At 72.5% G+C, this 16,709-nt stretch carries 17 protein-coding genes; 11 read left to right on the forward strand and 6 right to left on the reverse strand.

Annotation, left to right across the window (positions count from 1 at the left end; genetic code table 11):
* Positions 1-119: 119 nt before the first annotated feature.
* The 4 genes from ACJOT3_RS23945 to ACJOT3_RS23960 all read left to right on the forward strand — a co-directional run bounded on the left by ACJOT3_RS23945 (position 120) and on the right by ACJOT3_RS23960 (position 2,944).
* On the forward strand, positions 120-1,664 hold the full coding sequence (locus ACJOT3_RS23945) for an IS1634 family transposase (RefSeq protein WP_406975349.1): 1,545 nt from the start codon (positions 120-122) through the stop codon (positions 1,662-1,664).
* A gap of 107 nt (positions 1,665-1,771) precedes the next feature.
* Positions 1,772-1,987 (forward strand): hypothetical protein, encoded by a 216-nt coding sequence (locus ACJOT3_RS23950; protein WP_406975350.1) that lies wholly within the window; start codon positions 1,772-1,774, stop codon positions 1,985-1,987.
* A gap of 156 nt (positions 1,988-2,143) precedes the next feature.
* Positions 2,144-2,746: a Uma2 family endonuclease gene (locus tag ACJOT3_RS23955; protein ID WP_406975351.1), complete on the forward strand. Its 603-nt coding sequence runs from the start codon at positions 2,144-2,146 to the stop codon at positions 2,744-2,746.
* Positions 2,747-2,809: 63 nt separating this feature from the next.
* Positions 2,810-2,944 carry a hypothetical protein gene (locus tag ACJOT3_RS23960; RefSeq protein WP_406975352.1) on the forward strand — a complete coding sequence of 45 codons (135 nt, stop codon included), beginning with the start codon at positions 2,810-2,812 and terminating at the stop codon, positions 2,942-2,944.
* A 17-nt stretch (positions 2,945-2,961) separates the two neighbouring features.
* Here ACJOT3_RS23960 and ACJOT3_RS23965 read toward each other — a convergent pair whose 3' ends face one another.
* Positions 2,962-4,269 (reverse strand): DUF2236 domain-containing protein, encoded by a 1,308-nt coding sequence (locus tag ACJOT3_RS23965; RefSeq protein WP_406975353.1) that lies wholly within the window; start codon positions 4,267-4,269, stop codon positions 2,962-2,964.
* A gap of 54 nt (positions 4,270-4,323) precedes the next feature.
* On the opposite strand from ACJOT3_RS23965, the gene ACJOT3_RS23970 reads away from it, so the two are divergent.
* On the forward strand, positions 4,324-4,908 hold the full coding sequence (locus ACJOT3_RS23970; RefSeq protein WP_406975354.1) for a TetR/AcrR family transcriptional regulator: 585 nt from the start codon (positions 4,324-4,326) through the stop codon (positions 4,906-4,908).
* Here the strand turns inward: ACJOT3_RS23970 and ACJOT3_RS23975 are convergent.
* The 3 genes from ACJOT3_RS23975 to ACJOT3_RS23985 are packed head-to-tail and all read right to left on the reverse strand — an operon-like array spanning position 4,874 to position 6,439.
* Positions 4,874-5,299: a hypothetical protein gene (locus ACJOT3_RS23975; RefSeq protein ID WP_406975355.1), complete on the reverse strand. Its 426-nt coding sequence runs from the start codon at positions 5,297-5,299 to the stop codon at positions 4,874-4,876. The genes ACJOT3_RS23970 and ACJOT3_RS23975 overlap by 35 nt on opposite strands.
* Positions 5,296-6,087, reverse strand: coding sequence for an SDR family oxidoreductase (locus tag ACJOT3_RS23980; RefSeq protein WP_406975356.1), 792 nt, complete (start codon positions 6,085-6,087; stop codon positions 5,296-5,298). Before ACJOT3_RS23980 ends, ACJOT3_RS23975 begins: the two co-directional genes overlap by 4 nt.
* Positions 6,088-6,118: 31 nt before the next feature.
* Positions 6,119-6,439, reverse strand: a complete 321-nt coding sequence (locus ACJOT3_RS23985) for a histidine kinase dimerization/phosphoacceptor domain-containing protein (protein ID WP_406975357.1) — start codon at positions 6,437-6,439, stop codon at positions 6,119-6,121.
* A 244-nt stretch (positions 6,440-6,683) separates the two neighbouring features.
* Here ACJOT3_RS23985 and ACJOT3_RS23990 point away from each other — a divergent pair, with 244 nt between their 5' ends.
* Together ACJOT3_RS23990 and ACJOT3_RS23995 are read left to right on the forward strand one after the other, a co-directional pair.
* A complete protein-coding gene (locus tag ACJOT3_RS23990) occupies positions 6,684-7,625 on the forward strand; it encodes a zinc-binding dehydrogenase (RefSeq protein ID WP_406975358.1) in 942 nt (313 codons plus the stop codon).
* A gap of 81 nt (positions 7,626-7,706) precedes the next feature.
* Positions 7,707-8,114: a VOC family protein gene (locus tag ACJOT3_RS23995; RefSeq protein ID WP_406975359.1), complete on the forward strand. Its 408-nt coding sequence runs from the start codon at positions 7,707-7,709 to the stop codon at positions 8,112-8,114.
* Between the two features lie 118 nt (positions 8,115-8,232).
* On the opposite strand, the gene ACJOT3_RS24000 is transcribed toward ACJOT3_RS23995, so the two are convergent.
* A complete protein-coding gene (locus tag ACJOT3_RS24000; RefSeq protein ID WP_406975360.1) occupies positions 8,233-10,548 on the reverse strand; it encodes an apolipoprotein A-IV repeat region-like domain-containing protein in 2,316 nt (771 codons plus the stop codon).
* Positions 10,549-10,935: 387 nt separating this feature from the next.
* A complete protein-coding gene (locus ACJOT3_RS24005; RefSeq protein WP_406975361.1) occupies positions 10,936-12,168 on the reverse strand; it encodes a THUMP-like domain-containing protein in 1,233 nt (410 codons plus the stop codon).
* A 245-nt stretch (positions 12,169-12,413) separates the two neighbouring features.
* On the opposite strand from ACJOT3_RS24005, the gene groES reads away from it, so the two are divergent.
* From groES to guaB, 4 genes are all read left to right on the forward strand, one after another.
* A complete protein-coding gene (groES, locus tag ACJOT3_RS24010; protein ID WP_073376999.1) occupies positions 12,414-12,725 on the forward strand; it encodes a co-chaperone GroES in 312 nt (103 codons plus the stop codon).
* 118 nt (positions 12,726-12,843) lie between these two features.
* Complete coding sequence (gene groL / locus ACJOT3_RS24015; RefSeq protein WP_406975362.1) at positions 12,844-14,451, forward strand: chaperonin GroEL; 1,608 nt, start codon at positions 12,844-12,846, stop codon at positions 14,449-14,451.
* Positions 14,452-14,816: 365 nt separating this feature from the next.
* On the forward strand, positions 14,817-15,371 hold the full coding sequence (locus tag ACJOT3_RS24020) for a sigma-70 family RNA polymerase sigma factor (protein ID WP_406975364.1): 555 nt from the start codon (positions 14,817-14,819) through the stop codon (positions 15,369-15,371).
* Positions 15,372-15,814: 443 nt separating this feature from the next.
* Positions 15,815-16,709 (forward strand): IMP dehydrogenase (guaB, locus tag ACJOT3_RS24025; protein WP_406975363.1); only part of this gene is annotated, 895 nt, incomplete at its 3' end.

A 16,709-nucleotide genomic window follows, 5' to 3' on the forward strand; every position in this document is an offset into this window, starting at 1 on the left:
CCTGAGTTGCATCACCCCGTGGGGACCGATGATTCCGTAGCTCTCTGACCTGTGGTTCCCCGGCCCGCAGGGGTCGATTGTGGTTACTAACCGGCGGCGGGCAGGCCAGGATGGAAGCCGTGGGATCGTTCGTACGGCGGGTGAAGACCGCCTCCGGAGCAACAGCGGTACAGATCGTGCACAAACGCGGCCGACGCGTCACGGGCATCGACCACATCGGGTCCGCCCACGATGCCGCCCAGCTCGCCCTGCTGCTGCACGCCGCCCAGGAGAAACTCCACCAGGGCCAAGGCGTCCTCGACCTGGGACTGGCCCAGACCAGCGATGAGCCGGCCTCGAAGAAGCCGACCGCCACACCCGTGGCCGGAGTGGGGACCCCCATCGCGGAGTCGACGAGCTCGACCGTGCTGTGGGAAGCACTGTCGGGGGTGTACTCCCGCCTGGGGTTCGACACGGTGTCCGACGACGCCTTCAAAGCCCTCGTCCTGGGACGGATCGTGGAACCGGCCAGCAAGGTCGACACCATCCGCGTCCTGGGAGAACTCGGCGTCTGGGCGCCTTCCCGGGCCACGATCGGCCGCTGCCTGAAACGCGCCGTCGAACGCGACTACCGCACCGCGATCGCCCACGCCTGCTACCAGCACCTCACCGCGTCCGGGCCGGTGGCGATGGTGCTCTACGACGTCACCACCCTCCACTTCGAAACCGACCGCGAAGACCGGTTGCGCAAGGTCGGGATGAGTAAGGAGCGGCGGGTCGATCCGCAGGTCACCGTCGGTCTGCTCACGGACACGTCCGGGTTCCCTCTGGCGGTGCACCTGTTCGAGGGCAATAAGGCCGAGACCACCACGCTCGTGCCGGTGCTGACCGAGTTCCGCCGGGCCCACCCCGAGACGGACATCGTCGTGGTCGCCGACGCGGGCATGCTCTCAGCGGCGAACCTACTGGCCCTGGAGGAGGCCGGGTTTTCGTTCATCGTGGGCTCCCGCTCCGCCAAGACCCCTTACGACCTGGCCGAATACCTCGAAACCCGAGGTAACCACTTCACCGACGGGCAGACGATCGAGACCATCCGCCGCATGGGTACCGGCAAGAAGGTCCGGCAGCGCCGGGTCGTCTATCAGTACTCGTTCTCCCGCTTCCAGCACGACAACCGGGCGATCAACGCGATGATCACCCGGGCCGAGGCCGTGGCCTGCGGTGAGAGGCCGCTGAAGAAGGACCGGTTCGTCAAGGTCACCGGCGCGTCCAAGGGCGTGGACTGGGACCTGGTGGAGCGGGCCCGCTTCGCGGCCGGGCTGAAGGGCTACGTCACCAACATCGGCGTTGAGGTGATGACCGGCGAACAGGTCGTGGCCGCCTACCACGACCTCTACCAGGTCGAGCGGTCCTTCCGCATGGCCAAGTCCGACCTGGCCGCCCGCCCTGTCTTCCACCGGCTGCGCGAGAGCATCGAGGCGCACCTGACCATCGTGTTCGCGGCCTTGGCCGTGGCCCGCCGGGCTCAGGCCCTGACCGGGGCGAGCATCGCCTCGATCGTCAAGACGCTGCGCCCGCTGCGCACCGCGACGATCAGCCTCGGTGGCCAGAGGATCCAAGCGCCGCCGCGGATCCCCGACGAGGCCCAACAGATGCTGGATACGCTCGCCCGAGGTGGTCACTAAAGGCGATGCAACTCAGGTCGGAGGCGGAAGCGCGAGGTTGCCGGGCACGCGCCAGTGCCTACCTCCCGGAACCGGCCGCGGACGATCGACCGCCCTCGCTGGTGGTCGTGGCGCAGGACCGCCAGGACGCGAGGGCGCGCCTGATCCTGCGGAGTGGGCACCGGATGCTGGAGGAGGGTGTGGTCGGGGTTGCTGTACTGGAGGAGAGGAACCTCCTGGTCGAGGGGCGCCTGCCCGTGGCGCTGGACGAGTGGGAGGGTGATCCCCGGATCATGGTCTCGGTCCTGGATGAGGTCCTCGCGGACGCGCTTTCCGAGGAGTGATGTGGTGGACGGCAGGTGGGGCGCGGCTGTGCTCGCGGGTGTGGTGATCGCCGCGGTGGGCTGTTCGGCGTTCGTCCTGCGCGGACCGCCTTCGTGTGCCTACACTGAAGACCGGGTCCACGTCGACATCATCACCGGCGCCGCTGAGGGAGCCCCATGACCATCGCCGAACACCGCCCGCCCCCGGGGACCCCGGCGCTCCCGATGAGCTCTGAGCTGTTCGAAGACCTCGCGGAGCAGGCGTTCGAGGCCGACCGCGTGTGCATGGAGATGTTCAACGGGAAGGTCTGGGTTCACAAGGTGACCGACGGGGCGCACGCCGGAATCCTCACCTGGCTGATGCGCGAGTTCATCGCCCACCGCCCCGACCTCGACCTCACCACCAGCGGGTTGGGGCTCAAGGTCGACACCTACCGAAACGGGCGGGCCCGGCCCGACGGGGTCCTCGCACCGGTCGGCCAGTTCGACGAGGCCGGCGAATGGGCCGATCCCGAGGGTGTCCTCGCCGTGGTCGAGGTGACCTCGTGGGATGTCGACACCCACGCCCGCGACCGCGTCGAGAAGCCCGCCGCCTACGCGGCGACCGGCGTCGGTGTCCACCTTCTGGTGGACCGCGACACCAACGCCGTCGTGGTCCACAGCCGCCCTGTCGAGGGCCGGTACCTGGACCAGAGCATCCACCCCTGCGGCGAGGCCGTTCCGGTCCCCGGTACCGGGGTCGTGCTGGACACCGAGCCGCTCAAGCGCTTCGCCCGCTGACGGGCGAGGGGCTCGGCCCGCTTCGCCGCGCCGGTCGGACCGGGGGCGGCCGAGGTCGTTGTCGTGGTCGGGGACGCCCTGGAGGCCCGCAGACTGCTCGTGGACGGAACCCGGCTCCCCTGGTCCCCCGGGCAGTGGGACGGCGACCCCTCGGAGAGGGCCGACGCCCTCCACGCCCTGATCGCCGACACCCTCTGACGGGTCACGCGCACCGCTCAGTCGTGGTGGGTGCCCGTGGTGTACTCGGGCTTGCCGTAGGTGGCCAGGCGCTTGGCGAGGACGCGCCGGGTGTAGGCGTCGGCGGCCCGTTGCAGGCCGGGGCGGCGGCTCGCCCAGGTGAGGGCGGTGAACCGTCCGAGGACGAACGGGGTGGTGAGGCCCACACGGAGGATGTCGGGAGCACGCAAGGGCGCGCCCAGGCGGGCGGCGGCCGCCCGGTCACCGCCGCAGAACGAGACGAAGAACGCCGCGCTCCAGCTCCGTTCCACCGCGTCGGCCGCCCGGTCGAACAGGGTCCGGCCGGGCCGCAGGTAGGCGGCCATCGTGGAGTCGACGAGTGCCCGGCAGCGTTCGTCGAAGTCGTGGCGCAGCAGCGCGGCCCGGGAGTGGAAGATCCCGATGACGCCCTCGACCGTGGTGGGCAGCAGCTCCTCCGGCAGGCCCAGCAGGAAGCAGCGGTAGCGGCTGAACTCCAGCAGGGCCCGCTCGCGCCCGTTGAACCCGGTGCGGCCGCGGCGCCGGGCCGCCATCGCCAGCAGGTACATGTTGATCATGCCCGCGGGCATCTGGTCGATCTGCGGCGCGGGGACGCCGAAGACCTCGCGGTCCCAGAGCTCGGAGCGGCGCAGCGCGTTGTAGCGGACCACCGAGTGCATCAGCCGCACCATCGCGGCCGACTCGAACCCCGGGCCGTCGCGTCTCATGGCGAACGGGAGGGTGGTCTCGGCGAAGAAGCACGCGGTCTCGTTGACCCGCACCGCCGCCCGCCGCCCGGACAGGGCGCCGGTGATGACCATGGGCAGCGCGGCGTAGGTGTTGAGGAAGGTGGCCAGGAAGGCGCCGCGGGTGATGAACGGCGACAGGAAGGCCGCGCTGACCCGCGCGTGCCGGGCGCCCTCCTCGACCAGGTCCAGGTCGACCCAGTCGGGGGTGTCCTCCATCGCGCCGATGAGGGCGCGCAGCTCCGGCGGGGCGTCGGGCACGGCGTCGACGCCCTCGCGGCAGGCCCGGCGGAGCATGCCGATCAGCCCGGGCACGCCGTGGCGCGGCAGCAGGGAGGCGTAGGGGTCGGCGACGACGTCGCCGAGCAGGGTGGCCGTGCGGACCAGCTCGACGAGCCGGGTGTCCTCCAGTAGTTCCCCGCGGTCGGCGACCCACGCGGGCAGGGCGGTACGGGCGTCGGGGTCGGCGGTGAACCGGTACGGGGGCGTGTCGAAGTCGACGTCGCCGTAGAGGTCGGGTTGCAACGCGTGCTGGCTGCGAACGCGTTCGGCGAGTTCGGGGTAGTGCCGACCGATGACCACTGGTCCTCCGTCCGTCGGGCTCCTACTTACAAACTGTAAGTTATGGTGGTGTCCATGGACAAGAGGAAGCGGCGCCGGATCACCGGGCCCGAACGCCGGGAGCGGATCCTCGACGCCGCGCACGCCATCGTCGACGCCGAGGGTTTCCACGCCGCCACACCGCAGCGCATCGCGGAGACCGCGGGGATCACCCGGCCGGTGATCTACCAGCAGTTCGGCGACCTGCCCGGGCTGTTCGTCGCGCTCATCGACCGGGAGGCGGAGCGGGTCGCGGCCGACTTCCAGGCGGTGGTGGCGGGGCGGCGCGCCGACGCGGAGCCGTTCACCGAGACCTTCGCGGGGGTGCTCGCCGCGGTGGACGCCCACCCGGCGGCGTGGCGGCTCTTCCTGGCGCCGCCGCAGGGGGCGCCGCCCCGGCTGCACGTTCGGCTGGAGGCCGCCCAGGCCGAGCTGCGGAGGTTCCTGCGGGACGGGCTCACCGCGGCGTACCCGGACCTGCCGGACCCGGAGTACTCCGCGCGCATGGTCCAGGCCGCGGGGCGGGAACTGCTGCTGCTGCACCTCAGCGACCCGGAGGCGGCGACGGCCGAACGGCTGGTGGGCCTCATCGGCCGCCTGACGGCCCGCGCGAGAAGGTGAGGGCCAGCAGGGCCAGGGGGAGCAGGGCGGCGACGCCGAGGACCGCGACCAGGAGGTTCGCGTCGGCGGCGGAGGCGTGGTCGGCGAAGTGGGCGCGGTAGCGCAGGTGGATGAGGAGGTGCGCGACCGCCCAGGCCGCGTAGGCGGCCAGGGCGGTGCGGACGAAGGCGGGGTGCATGGACACCGCGGCGCCCCCGAGGAAGACCGCGACGGCCAGGTTCTTGGCGCCGTAGTCCAGCAGCAGGTGGGGGTTGTACGGCATGCCCAGGTTGACCCAGCGCAGGGTGTGGAACTCGGCGGGCCACAGGAAGATGACGGCGGCCAGCACGGCGCACACCCCGGCGAGGAACACCAGCCCGCCGCGTACCGCTCCCGCTCGCACGCCCGTCATCGCCCGGCCTCCCCGGCGAGGAACCGCTCGAAGGTGATCGTCCCGAACGCGTTCCGCGGCGTCAGGTTGTGCCCGGCGGCGTACTGCCGGGCGACCGCGCCGGGTACGCGCACCTGGACGACGCGCCGCCGCCGGTGGTGCGCGGCCAGGTGCAGCCGGGCGAGCTCGTCCATGCCGAGGACCTCGGGTCCGCCGATGTCCGCGGCCCGTCCGGCGGGGCCCGCGGCGACGATTTCGGCCAGCCGGGCCGCCACGTCGCGGGTGTCGATCGGCTGGAACCGGAAGCCCCGCACGGCCAGCGTGACCGGTGACCAACGCTGGAGGGAGAAGACGGCGGCCAGCAGCTCGTGGAACTGGGTGGCGCGCAGGACCGTCCACGGCAGTCCGGAGCCGGAGACGAGGTGTTCGGCGGCCAGCTTGGCGCGGTAGTAGGGGAGGCCGATGCGGTCGACGCCGACGATCGAGACGTACACGAGGTGCGGGTCCCGGCCGGTCCGGCGGGCCGCGTCGACGAGCCGCCGGGTCGTCTCGACGTCGCGCCGCCCGTTGGTGGTGGCGCAGTGCAGGACCGTGGTCGCGCCGTCGACGGCGGCGGCCAGGCCGGCGCCGGTCGACAGGTCCCCGACCATCCGCCGGAACGGTTCGTGCCCTCCGGGGTCGGCCGCCCGCCGCGTCAGCACCCGGACCTCGGCGGGGTCGGAGCCGCCGGCGGCGCCCTCGGCGGCCAGCCGCCGCACCACCGCCCGCCCGAGCCTGCCGGTCCCACCCGTCACCAGGATCGACACCATGGCCCCCTCTGCCCCCGTGCGCTCGCCACCGTCACAGGAATGACACCACGGGGCGCCCGGATGTGACAGCACCCGGGAAGCCGGTGACAGCACCCGGGAAGGCGGTCGCCGCCGTTCCCCCCGGGGCGCGGGGCATAGGGCACAGGGGACGGGGCTCAGACCCCCGTGCGGACCAGGGAGATCTCGCGCCCGCAGGCCTCCACCACCGCCCGGTCGTGGGTGGCGATAGGGTCGCCCGCAGCTCCCGGGCTGCCTCGCGCCCGGCCTCCTGGATCGCCGGCAGGGACGCGGGCACCTCCTCGCCCCGCTTGCGGGCCAGGTGGACGGCGGCCCCGGCCTGCACCTTGATCACCGAGGTCTGGTGGGTCAGCGAATCGTGCAGCTCCCGCGCGATGTGCAGGCGCTCCTCGTCGGCGCGGCGGCGCGCCGCCTCCTCCCGGGCTCACGCGTGCGGGGAGACCGGTCCGGCGAGCGGCAGGGCCACCAGCACGGCCGACGCGGCCGCGGCCGGGGCGGCCCTGGTGCGCTCCTCCCGGCGGGGAACGATCCCGCGCGGGGACTAGAACTCGGTTCGGTGAATGTGGTCGACTACCGGCATGTTCGCGATCACAGCAGCACGCTCCTCCTTCGACGACCCCCTCTCCGCCCTCGAAGCCGGCGAGCGCCCCGACCCCGAGCCCCGCGAGGGCTGGGCGGTGGTCGACGTCAAGGCCGCCTCCCTCAACCACCACGACCTGTGGAGCCTGCGCGGGGTGGGCCTGCCCGCCGACCGCCTCCCGATGATCCTGGGCTGCGACGCCGCCGGGACCGACGAGGACGGCAACGAGGTCATCGTCCACGGCGTGGTCGAGGACGGCGTGGGCCGCCCCACGATCCTGTCCGAGAAGTACGACGGCACCTTCGCCGAACGCCTGCTCGTGCCCCGGGCCAACCTGCTGCCCAAGCCGCCCGAGCTGTCCTTCGAGGAGGCCTCCTGCCTGCCCACGGCCTGGCTGACCGCCTACAGCATGCTGTTCGGCAAGGCGGGCCTGCTGCCCGGTTCGACGGTCCTCGTGCAGGGCGCGGGCGGCGGCGTGTCCGTGGCGCTGATCGAACTCGCCGTGCGGGCCGGACACCGGGTGTACGTGACCAGCCGGGACGAGGGCAAGCGCAAGAAGGCCCTGGAACTGGGCGCCTACGCGGCGGTGCCGACCGGCGAGCGGCTGCCCGAGCGGGTGGACGCGGTGTTCGAGTCGGTGGGCCAGGCCACCTGGGCGCACTCGGTGCGCTCCCTCAAACCGGGCGGGGCCGTCATCATCTGCGGCGCCACCAGCGGCGACGCCCCGCCGGCCGAGCTGACCCGGGTGTTCTTCCTCCAGTTGAAGGTCATCGGCTCCACCATGGGCACCCGCGACGAGCTGGCGGGCCTGATCGAGATGTGCGCCCGGACCGGCCTGCGGCCGGTGATCGACCGGGTGCTGCCACTGGACCGGGCCGCCGAGGGCTTCCGGGCGATGGCCGACGGCGGGCTGTTCGGCAAGGTCGTCTTCACGCCGTGACCCTGTCCCCGGGGAGTAGAGGACCGAACCCGTCCTCCACTCCCCGTAGCGTCGTCCCCATCGACCGACGAAGGGACGACCATGCTGCGCGGACTCACCACCGTCACCCTGTGGGCCGACGACGTCGCCGAGGCGGCCCGCTGGTACACCGGCCTCCTGGGCACCGACCCCTACTTCGAGCGCCCCGGCAACGGCCTGCCGCCCGGGTACATCGAGTTCCGGATCGGCGACCACCAGCACGAACTCGGCATCGCCGACCGCCGCTACGCACCCCCGGCCGCGCGCCCCGGCCCGGGCGGCACGGTCGTGTACTGGCACGTCGACGACGTCGAGGCGGCCCTGGCCCGGCTGCTGGAACTGGGCGCCGAGGAGTACGAACCGCTCACCGTCCGCGGCGAGGGCTTCGTGACCGCGTCCGTGGTCGACCCCTTCGGCAACGTCCTCGGCGTCATGTACAACGCCCACTACCTGGACATGCTCCAGGCCTGACCCGGGGCTCGGGAGCCGCACCCGTGTGAACGCGGAGGGCGGGGGTGCCATCGGCGCCCCCGCCCCCCATCGCGATTCCCGCACACGCGCCGGTGCGGCGGCCTATCGGTGCGGCGGCCTACTCGTCGTCATCGTCCTCGTCGCGGCGGCGCTTGCGCTTGGGGGTGGGAGCCCCCTCGCGGCCCGGGCGCAGCAGCGCCTCGGCCAGGGCGAGCACCGTCTCCTCCAGGGAGGCGAACCGCTTGGTGATGTCGTCGTGGGAGTTCTCGACCGCCTCGGTGACGGTCTCCTCCAGCTCGTGCCGGTCAGGGCGCTGCTTCAGCTCGCGCAGCACCGGGGCGACCGCCGAGGTGACGTGCTCGTCGATCTCGGCGAGCTTGTCGCCGTGGTCGATCTGCGGGCGGTCCACCAGCTGGGTCAGGCGGCGGTGCAGCTCGCTGACCTCCATGGTCTGCGGGAGCTGGTTGAGGCGCTGGTTGAGCGCCTCCAGCCGGTCGTCCACGGCCTCCAGGCGGCCGTCGACGCCGTCGAAGTGCCCGCTGACGCCCTCGAACTGGCCCTCGACGCCGTTGACCCGGCCGTCGATGCCGTCCAGGCGGCCGTTGATGCCGTCCATCCGGCCGTCGATCCGGTCGATCTTGCCTTCCATGCCCTCGAACTGGCCTTCGAAGTGCCCCTCGAAGGTGTCGAAGCGGTCGGTGAGGCGGCCCAGCTCGTGGTCGACCTTGCCGGTGATCTGGGTGAGGTGCCCGTCCACCTTGGAGGTGAGGGCCTCGCGGTTGCGCTCCAGCCGCTCGTCCAGGGCGGTGCGGTGCGCCTCGACCTGCTCGGTGAGCGCCTCGGTGAGGGTCTGCGACCGGTCCTCGGCGTCGGTGGCCAGGCGGGCGGAGGTCTCGGCCACGAACGTGCGCAGGTCCTCGAACCCGGTGGCGACCCGTTCGGCGTCCTCGGAGATCCGCGCGGCGAGGGAGTCGGTGCGCTCGGTGAACGACGCGCTCATCCGCTCGGCGGCCGCCTCGGAGCGCTCGCGCGCCTCGGTCCGACCCAGCTCCAGCTGCTCGTCCAGCTCGGACAGGCGCTGGCGCAGGTGGGTGCGCAGGTCCTGGAGGGAGGTCTCGTGGTCCTTGCGCAGGGCGCCGACGGCGCCGGTGGCGTCGGCGACGGCGGCGGTGGCCTCGGCGTGGTTCTCCTCGGCCAGGGTCGTCAGCTGGGTGACGTCCTCGGCGAGTCTGGCGGCCAGCGCCTCGTGGCGCTCGACGAGCGCGTCGTGCCGCTCGCCCGCGGCGGCGGCCAGGGCGGACAGCTCGCCGTTCAGCTCGCCGGTGTTCTCCTGGAGGCGCGTGAGCAGGGCCTCGTGCTTCTCGGCCAGGGTGGTGGACAGCTCCTCGTGGGCGCCGGACACGGCCTCGGTGAGCTCGGCCGCCTTGGCGTCGGCCTGCTCGGTGAGGGCCGTGCGCAGCCCGTCGGTGCGCTCGCCCAGGTCGGTGCGGGCCTCGCCCAGCGCGTCCGTGAGCGCGGCGCGGGCCTCGCCCAGCGCCTCGGTGAGGGCGGTGCGCCCCTCGGCCACGGCCGTGGCCAGCTCCTCGCGGGCCCCCGTGACGGCCTCGGTGAGCTCGGCCGCCTTGGCGTCGCTCTGCTCGGTGAGCGCGGTGCGGGCCTCGGTCACGGCCTCGGCCAGCTCCCCGGCCTTGGTGTCGGCCTGCTCCGCCAGGGCGGTGCGGGCCTCGCCCAGGGCGTCGGTGAGGGCGGTGCGCCCCTCGGTGACGGCCGTGGCCAGCTCCTCACGGGCGCCGGACACCGCCTCGGTGAGGGCGGTGCGGTTCTCGGCCAGCGCCTCGGCGAGCTCGGTGTGCCGGGTGCCGGAGGCCTCGGACAGCGCGGTGAGCGAGGCCTCCACGGCCTCGGTCCGGGTGCTGAGCGCGGACAGGGCGCCGTCGAGGGCGTCCAGCCGGGTCTCGAAGGACTCCGACAGGGCGGTCAGCTTCTCGCCCAGCTCGCCGACCTGCTCGGCGGTGCGGTTCCCGGTCTCCGACATGCGCTGCAAGCGGGTGAGCGCGGTGTCCAGGTGCCCGGCGATGCGGTGGGTGTCCGCGCGCAGGGACGGCATGTCCGACAGCGGCTTGACCTGGCGGCCGACGACCTCGATGTGCTCGGCGAGGGTCTCGGCCCATTCCGGCGGGCGGGCCAGGAAGTCGTCGATGCGGCCGTTGACCGCGGTGAGCGACTCGGCCAGGGCGGTGAGCTCGCGCTCGCGCAACTCACGCAGGAGCCACTCCATGCCCTCCAGGCGCTGGCGCATCTCCTCGGTGACCGCACCCTGCGACTTCTGCTCGGAGTCGTGCTCGTGGGCAGCCTGGGAGAGCAGGTCGCGCATGCGGTCGGAGATCCCGGCCTGACCTCCCCCGTTGAGGAAGTTGTGATTGCTCTGTTCCACCGAGGTGCTCCTTGTTCTCTCTGGCGCTCCCGACACCTGGCCCGGGGGAATGGACGGTGGTTCCGGGCAGGTCGGGTTCTCGATGGTCCCCGGGCGGGCGGCGGTCCCGCAGGTGATCGTGCCTCAATGTGATCAGAGTGTGACTGTGCGTATACGTGTGAGGCAAAGGGCCAGCGTCGACCGAACCGCGGCGCGGATCACTCACGCAGGGCCTTCCGGGTGAACCCATGAGAAGGGAGGGAATCGCGGGCCCAGTCTAACGACCCGGACCGCCCCCGCCCCAGGGGATGGCCAAAGATATCGGTCGGGTGAGATAACGATCCGATACCTCGGGTCCTACTCTGGGTGACCGTTCCACCCCCGGGCACACCGGGTGATCACCCCAGGTCAGCGCTCCTGTGAGGGAAGCTCTCGGCACACCAGCGCGAAGGGCCGCTCCCCGACCCGGGTGAGCACCACCGTCGCCGCCTCCGGGCCGGACGCCCGGAGGTCGCGGCGCAGCTTCTCGGTGTCCACCGCCGACCCCCGCTTCATCACCGTCACCGTGCCCACCCGGCGCTCGCGCAGCGCCGCCCTGACCCGTTTGAGGGAGAAGGGCAGCACCTCCTCCACCTCCAGCACCCGCCACAGCGCAGAGCGCACCGCCGTGTCCGCGGTGAAGTACGCGATCCGCTCGTCCAGCAGCGCCCCGTCCACCCGGGCCGCCGCCTCGGCCACCAGGTGGGAGCGCACCACCGCCGGGTCCGGGTCGTACAGGTACCGGCGGGCCGGGGCGACCGGCGCCGGGCCCAGGCCGGGGTCCCCGTCCAGGTGCGTGCGCGAGCCGTCGCGTTCGGACAGCACCGTCGCCCGGCGCCGCGGCCCGCCGGCCAGCGCGCCGAACCACAGCGCCGCCTCCTTCAGCTCGCCGTCCACCGAGATCCACTCGGTGTCCGCGCCCGCGGGCAGCGCCTCGTGCGGGATGCCCGGGGCGGCCTTCAGGCACGCCGCCTCCGCGCCCTCGGCCAGGGCCACCGCCACGTCCCAGGGCGGGGAGTAGGCGGCGGGGTCGAAGACCCGGCCGCGCCCGCCGCGCCGGGCCGGGTCGCACACCAGCAGCGGGTACTCGCCCGGGACGACCTTCGTGACATCGCCCTCGCGCACCCGCGCCACGTCCTCCAGCCCCAGCGCAGCGATGTTGGCCCGGGCCACCGCCGCGGTCGCCGGGTCCAGCTCCACGCCCTCCACCGCCACCCCCCGGGCGGCCAGCGCCAGCAGGTCCGCGCCGATCCCGCAGCACAGGTCGCCCGCCGGGCCCGCGTGCGCCTTGGCCACCCGCTCGGCCCGGTACTCGGCGACCGACCGGCGGGTGGACTGCTCCAGGCCGTTCGGGGTGAAGAACATCCGCTCCGCCTGCTCCCCGAACTTGGCCCGTCCGCGAACGCGCAGCGAAATCTGGGTGAGGACCGCGTTCACCAGCTCCGAAACGGGTAGGCCGGGGTCGAGGGCGGCCACCCGCGGATCCTCGCGCAACCGGGAGGCCGCCGTCAGCGCGTCCCGCGCGGCCGCCTCGGCGTCCACCGACGCCAGGACCTCCCGGCCCGCGTCGGTCAGCAGGGCCTCGAACGCGGGCACGCGCATGGATCTCCTTCACCACGGTGGGGCGGGGCCGTTCGCGGTCGGTCCCGTTAACGCCGCTGACCAGGGGTCACGGTCACATTTCCATTCTGGCACTCTCAGGGGTAGAGTGCTAATCGCGACGAGGCCGGTCTGGCACCCGCGACGACAGGCCGCCGCGGTCGCCCCTTTTTCTCAGCCGGTCCGTGCCTTCCTACGCCCGGACCGGACGTACTGGACACCGAAATCCTGAAGGGGGAGGTCACACAGTGTCGACCGCCACCAAGACCGTGCTGAAGCCGCTCGAGGACCGCGTCGTGGTCAAGGCCCTGGAGGCCGAGCAGACCACCGCCTCCGGCCTGGTCATCCCGGACACCGCCAAGGAGAAGCCCCAGGAGGGCGAGGTCCTCGCGGTGGGCCCGGGCCGCTGGGACGACGAGGGTGACAAGCGCATCCCGCTGGACGTGAAGGTCGGCGACGTCGTCCTCTACAGCAAGTACGGCGGCACCGAGGTCAAGTACGACGGCCAGGAGTACCTGGTCCTCTCCGCCCGCGACCTCCTCGCGGTCGTCGAGAAGTAGTTCTCGACGCGGCCCGTTCACACGGGTACGGAGCAGTTTCCGCATCCCGCACCGGTCGGCACCTCGCCGGGCGGGCGGGATGTTCGTTTTTGGCCAGGCCTACCAAGGAAGAACCGGAATGCCGAAGATCCTGGAGTTCGAGGACGACGCCCGCCGCGCCCTTGAGCGGGGCGTGGACCGCCTCGCCGACGCCGTCAAGGTGACGCTGGGCCCGCGCGGCCGCAACGTCGTCATCGACAAGAAGTTCGGTGCCCCCACCATCACCAACGACGGTGTGACCGTCGCGCGTGAGATCGAACTGGACGACCCCCACGAGAACCTGGGCGCCCAGCTCGTCAAGGAGGTCGCCACCAAGACCAACGACGCCGCGGGCGACGGCACCACCACCGCCACCGTGCTGGCCCAGGCGCTGGTCCGCGAGGGCCTGCGCAGCGTCGCCGCCGGCGCCTCCCCGATGTCCCTGAAGAAGGGCATCGACGCCGCCGCCGCGCGGGTGTCCGAGATCCTGCTGGAGCGCGCCCGCCCCGTCGAGGAGCGCGCGGACATCGCCTACGTCGCCACCAACTCCGCCCAGGACGCCCAGATCGGCGACCTGATCGCCGAGGCGTTCGACAAGGTCGGCAAGGACGGTGTCATCACCGTCGAGGAGTCCCCGACCTTCGGGCTGGACCTGGAGTTCACCGAGGGCCTGCAGTTCGACAAGGGCTACATCTCGCCCTACTTCGTGACCGACGGCGACCGCCAGGAGGCGGTGCTGGAGGACGCGCAGATCCTCATCAGCCAGGGCAAGATCTCCAACCTCAACGAGCTGCTGCCGTTGCTGGAGAAGATCGTCCAGAACAAGAAGCCGCTGCTGATCATCGCCGAGGACATCGAGGGCGACGCCCTGGGCGCCCTGGTGCTCAACAAGATCCGCGGCACCCTGAACGTCGCCGCGGTCAAGGCGCCCGGCTTCGGCGAGCGCCGCAAGGCCATGCTCCAGGACATCGCGGTCCTCACCGGCGGCCAGGTCATCGCCGAGGAGGTCGGCCTTACCCTGGAGAACGCCGACATCGACGTGCTGGGCAACGCCCGCCGCATCACCATCACCAAGGACACCACCACCCTGGTCGACGGCGCCGGCGAGCAGTCCGAGGTCAACGACCGGATCGCGCAGATCCGCAAGGAGATCGAGGCCAGCGACTCCGACTGGGACCGCGAGAAGCTCCAGGAGCGCCTGGCCAAGCTGGCCGGCGGCGTCTCGGTGCTGCGCGTGGGCGCGGCCACCGAGGTCGAGCTCAAGGAGAAGAAGCACCGCCTGGAGGACGCCATCTCGGCGACCCGCGCGGCCATCGAGGAGGGCATCGTCGCCGGTGGCGGCGCCTCCCTGGTACACGCCTCCACGGCCCTGGACGACCTCGGCCTGACCGGCGACGAGGCCACCGGCGTGGGCATCGTGCGCCGCGCCCTGGTGCAGCCGGCCCGCTGGATCGCGGAGAACGCCGGCGCCGAGGGCTTCGTTGTGGTCCACCGCATCTCCGAGCTGGAGGTCGGCCACGGCTACAACGCCGCCAAGGGCACCTACGGCGACCTGACCGCCGAGGGCATCATCGACCCGGTCAAGGTCTCCCGCTCCGCCGTGCAGAACGCCGCCTCCATCGCGGGCATGCTGCTGACCACCGAGGTGCTGGTCGCGGACAAGCCCGAGGACGAGGGCGACGACGACGGCCACGGGCACGGCCACTGACGGATCCCCGTGAGGGGTTCCGTTCGCGGACGCCGACGGTGGGCTGGTCCGGGGTGCTCCCCGGCCGGCCCACCGGCCTGTGCGCGGGGGTCCGCTGGCCCGTGTGCGGGGGCCGACCGCCCGTGTCCACAGGGGGATCAGAAGGTGTGCACTATCACGCAGACCTCGGGTTTGACCGCGCGCCCCGTTCCGTTTTCGGGTGAATTTTCCAAAACGTAACCATTCCGTAGTTGGCGATTGGAGCGGTCAACTCCGCGGACCGGGGCATGATCACTAGCGTGACGGATGCAAACGCCCGGGGGGGCGTTACCGCGCAGCGGCCAGGAACAGCGGGGGAACCCGATCCCGTGTCGCGCGACACCGGCCTGAACCACTTGGGCTCGCGCGCGGTCCGGGGTGAGGACGGCGCCATGGACTCGCTGCTCCGCGAGGTCCGGCCCATGGTGGTCCGCTACTGCCGTGCCCGGCTGGCGCGGGTGTCCGGGCTGGCGCACTACTCCGACGACGTCGCCCAGGAGGTCTGCATCGCCCTGCTCTCGGCGATCCCGCGCTACCAGGACCGGGGCCGCCCCTTCGCCTCCTTCGTCTTCGGCATCGCCGCCCACAAGGTGGCCGACACCCTGCGGGGCGCGGGCCGGGTGGAGCTGGTCTCCAGCGACACCGTCCCGGACCGGCCCGACGAGGCGCCCGGGCCGGAGGAGTACGCCGTGCGGGTCATCGAGGCCCAGCGCGCGCGGGAGCTGCTCGACGAGCTCCCCGAACAGCAGCGGCAGCTGCTGGTCATGAGGGTGATAGCAGGACTGACAGCGGATGAGACGGGACATGTACTTGGAATGTCGGCGGGTGCGGTACGGGTCGCCCAGCACCGGGCTATTGCTCGGCTTCGGCAGGTGGCCGTGGCGAACCGCCTCCTCCCCTGAGCGCGCCGGGCGCCCGGGCGACGGGCGCCGCCCCTGTCCCGACCGCCCCCGCGCGCACGTGTCCTGCCGGGCCGTGGGCCCCGTCCGCCACACCCCGCGCGACCACCGCTGACCCGTCGATCCCCGCTCTCCGACGGCCGCGGACCTCCGCCTCCGACGGCCGCGGCATGGCGCGCGCCACCGGGGCGGCGGGAAGAACCCGCACGCCCACCGGCGTTGACCTGGGCAGGGCTCTTCCCGGCCCGCGGCCGATCCGCCGCACCCGCCCGCTCCCATCCCAAACGGTGAGACTGCTCACTTTCCCGTCCCGGCGGCGGGGAGAACGCTCCGTTCCCCCCGAGACGACCGGGGCGACGACCTAGGATGAGACGACACGCGGGGGCGAGCACCGCGCGGGCGCGCCGGAGGGCCGGCGTGCCGGAGCGAGCAGCGGAGGTTGTGTCATGGGTCAGGAGAACATCGGCGACTACGGGGACAAGCTGCTGCCGCCGGGGTTGACCTACGACGACGTGCTGCTCGTGCCCGCCTACTCCGACATGCAGCCCGGCGAGGCGACCACCGCCACCCGCCTCTCCCGCAACATCGGCCTCAACATCCCGCTGCTGTCCGCCGCCATGGACACCGTGACCGAGGCCCGCATGGCCGTCGCCATGGCCCGCCAGGGCGGCGCCGGGGTGCTGCACCGCAACCTCTCCGCCGAGGACCAGGCCGCCCAGGTGGACCTGGTCAAACGCTCCGAGGCGGGCATGGTCACCGACCCGGTCACCTGCAAGCCCGAGGACACCCTCGCCGACGTCGAGCGCCTGTGTTCGCACTACCGGATCTCCGGCGTCCCCGTCACCGACGACTCCAGCCGCCTGGTGGGCATCGTCACCAACCGCGACATGCGGTTCGAGAGCGACCGCAGCCGCCTGGTCCGCGACGTCATGACCACGCGGAACCTGGTCACCGCCCCGGTCGGCGTCAGCCGCGAGCGCGCCTTCGAGCTGCTGCGCCAGCACAAGGTCGAGAAGCTCCCGCTGGTGGACGCCGACAACCGCTTGCGCGGCCTCATCACCGTCAAGGACTTCATCAAGAGCGAGCAGTACCCCGACGCCACCAAGGACGCCGACGGCCGCCTCGTCGTGGGCGCCGCGGTGGGCGTGGGCCCCGAGGCCACCGAGCGCGCCAAGCTGCTCGTCGAGGCCGGGGTCGACTTCATCGTCGTGGACACCGCCCACGGCCACTCCGCCGGGCTGGCCGACATGGTCGCCAAGCTCAAGGCCAACTCCCGCGCCGACATCGTCGCGGGCAACGTCGCCACCCGCGCCGGTGCCCAGCTGCTGGTCGACGCGGGCG

The sequence above is a fragment of the Nocardiopsis protaetiae genome, assembly GCF_045446735.1.
GTDB classification, from domain to species: domain Bacteria; phylum Actinomycetota; class Actinomycetes; order Streptosporangiales; family Streptosporangiaceae; genus Nocardiopsis; species Nocardiopsis protaetiae.

Excerpts from the sequence above, each read along its gene's own strand:
- ACJOT3_RS23955 (WP_406975351.1), top strand. The coding sequence starts at position 2,144 with ATGACCATCGCCGAACACCGCCCGCCCCCGGGGACCCCGGCGCTCCCG.
- ACJOT3_RS23970 (WP_406975354.1), top strand. The coding sequence starts at position 4,324 with ATGGACAAGAGGAAGCGGCGCCGGATCACCGGGCCCGAACGCCGGGAG.
- ACJOT3_RS23975 (WP_406975355.1), bottom strand. The coding sequence starts at position 5,299 with ATGACGGGCGTGCGAGCGGGAGCGGTACGCGGCGGGCTGGTGTTCCTC.
- ACJOT3_RS23980 (WP_406975356.1), bottom strand. The coding sequence starts at position 6,087 with ATGGTGTCGATCCTGGTGACGGGTGGGACCGGCAGGCTCGGGCGGGCG.
- ACJOT3_RS23990 (WP_406975358.1), top strand. The coding sequence starts at position 6,684 with ATGTTCGCGATCACAGCAGCACGCTCCTCCTTCGACGACCCCCTCTCC.
- ACJOT3_RS23995 (WP_406975359.1), top strand. The coding sequence starts at position 7,707 with ATGCTGCGCGGACTCACCACCGTCACCCTGTGGGCCGACGACGTCGCC.
- ACJOT3_RS24005 (WP_406975361.1), bottom strand. The coding sequence starts at position 12,168 with ATGCGCGTGCCCGCGTTCGAGGCCCTGCTGACCGACGCGGGCCGGGAG.
- groL (WP_406975362.1), top strand. The coding sequence starts at position 12,844 with ATGCCGAAGATCCTGGAGTTCGAGGACGACGCCCGCCGCGCCCTTGAG.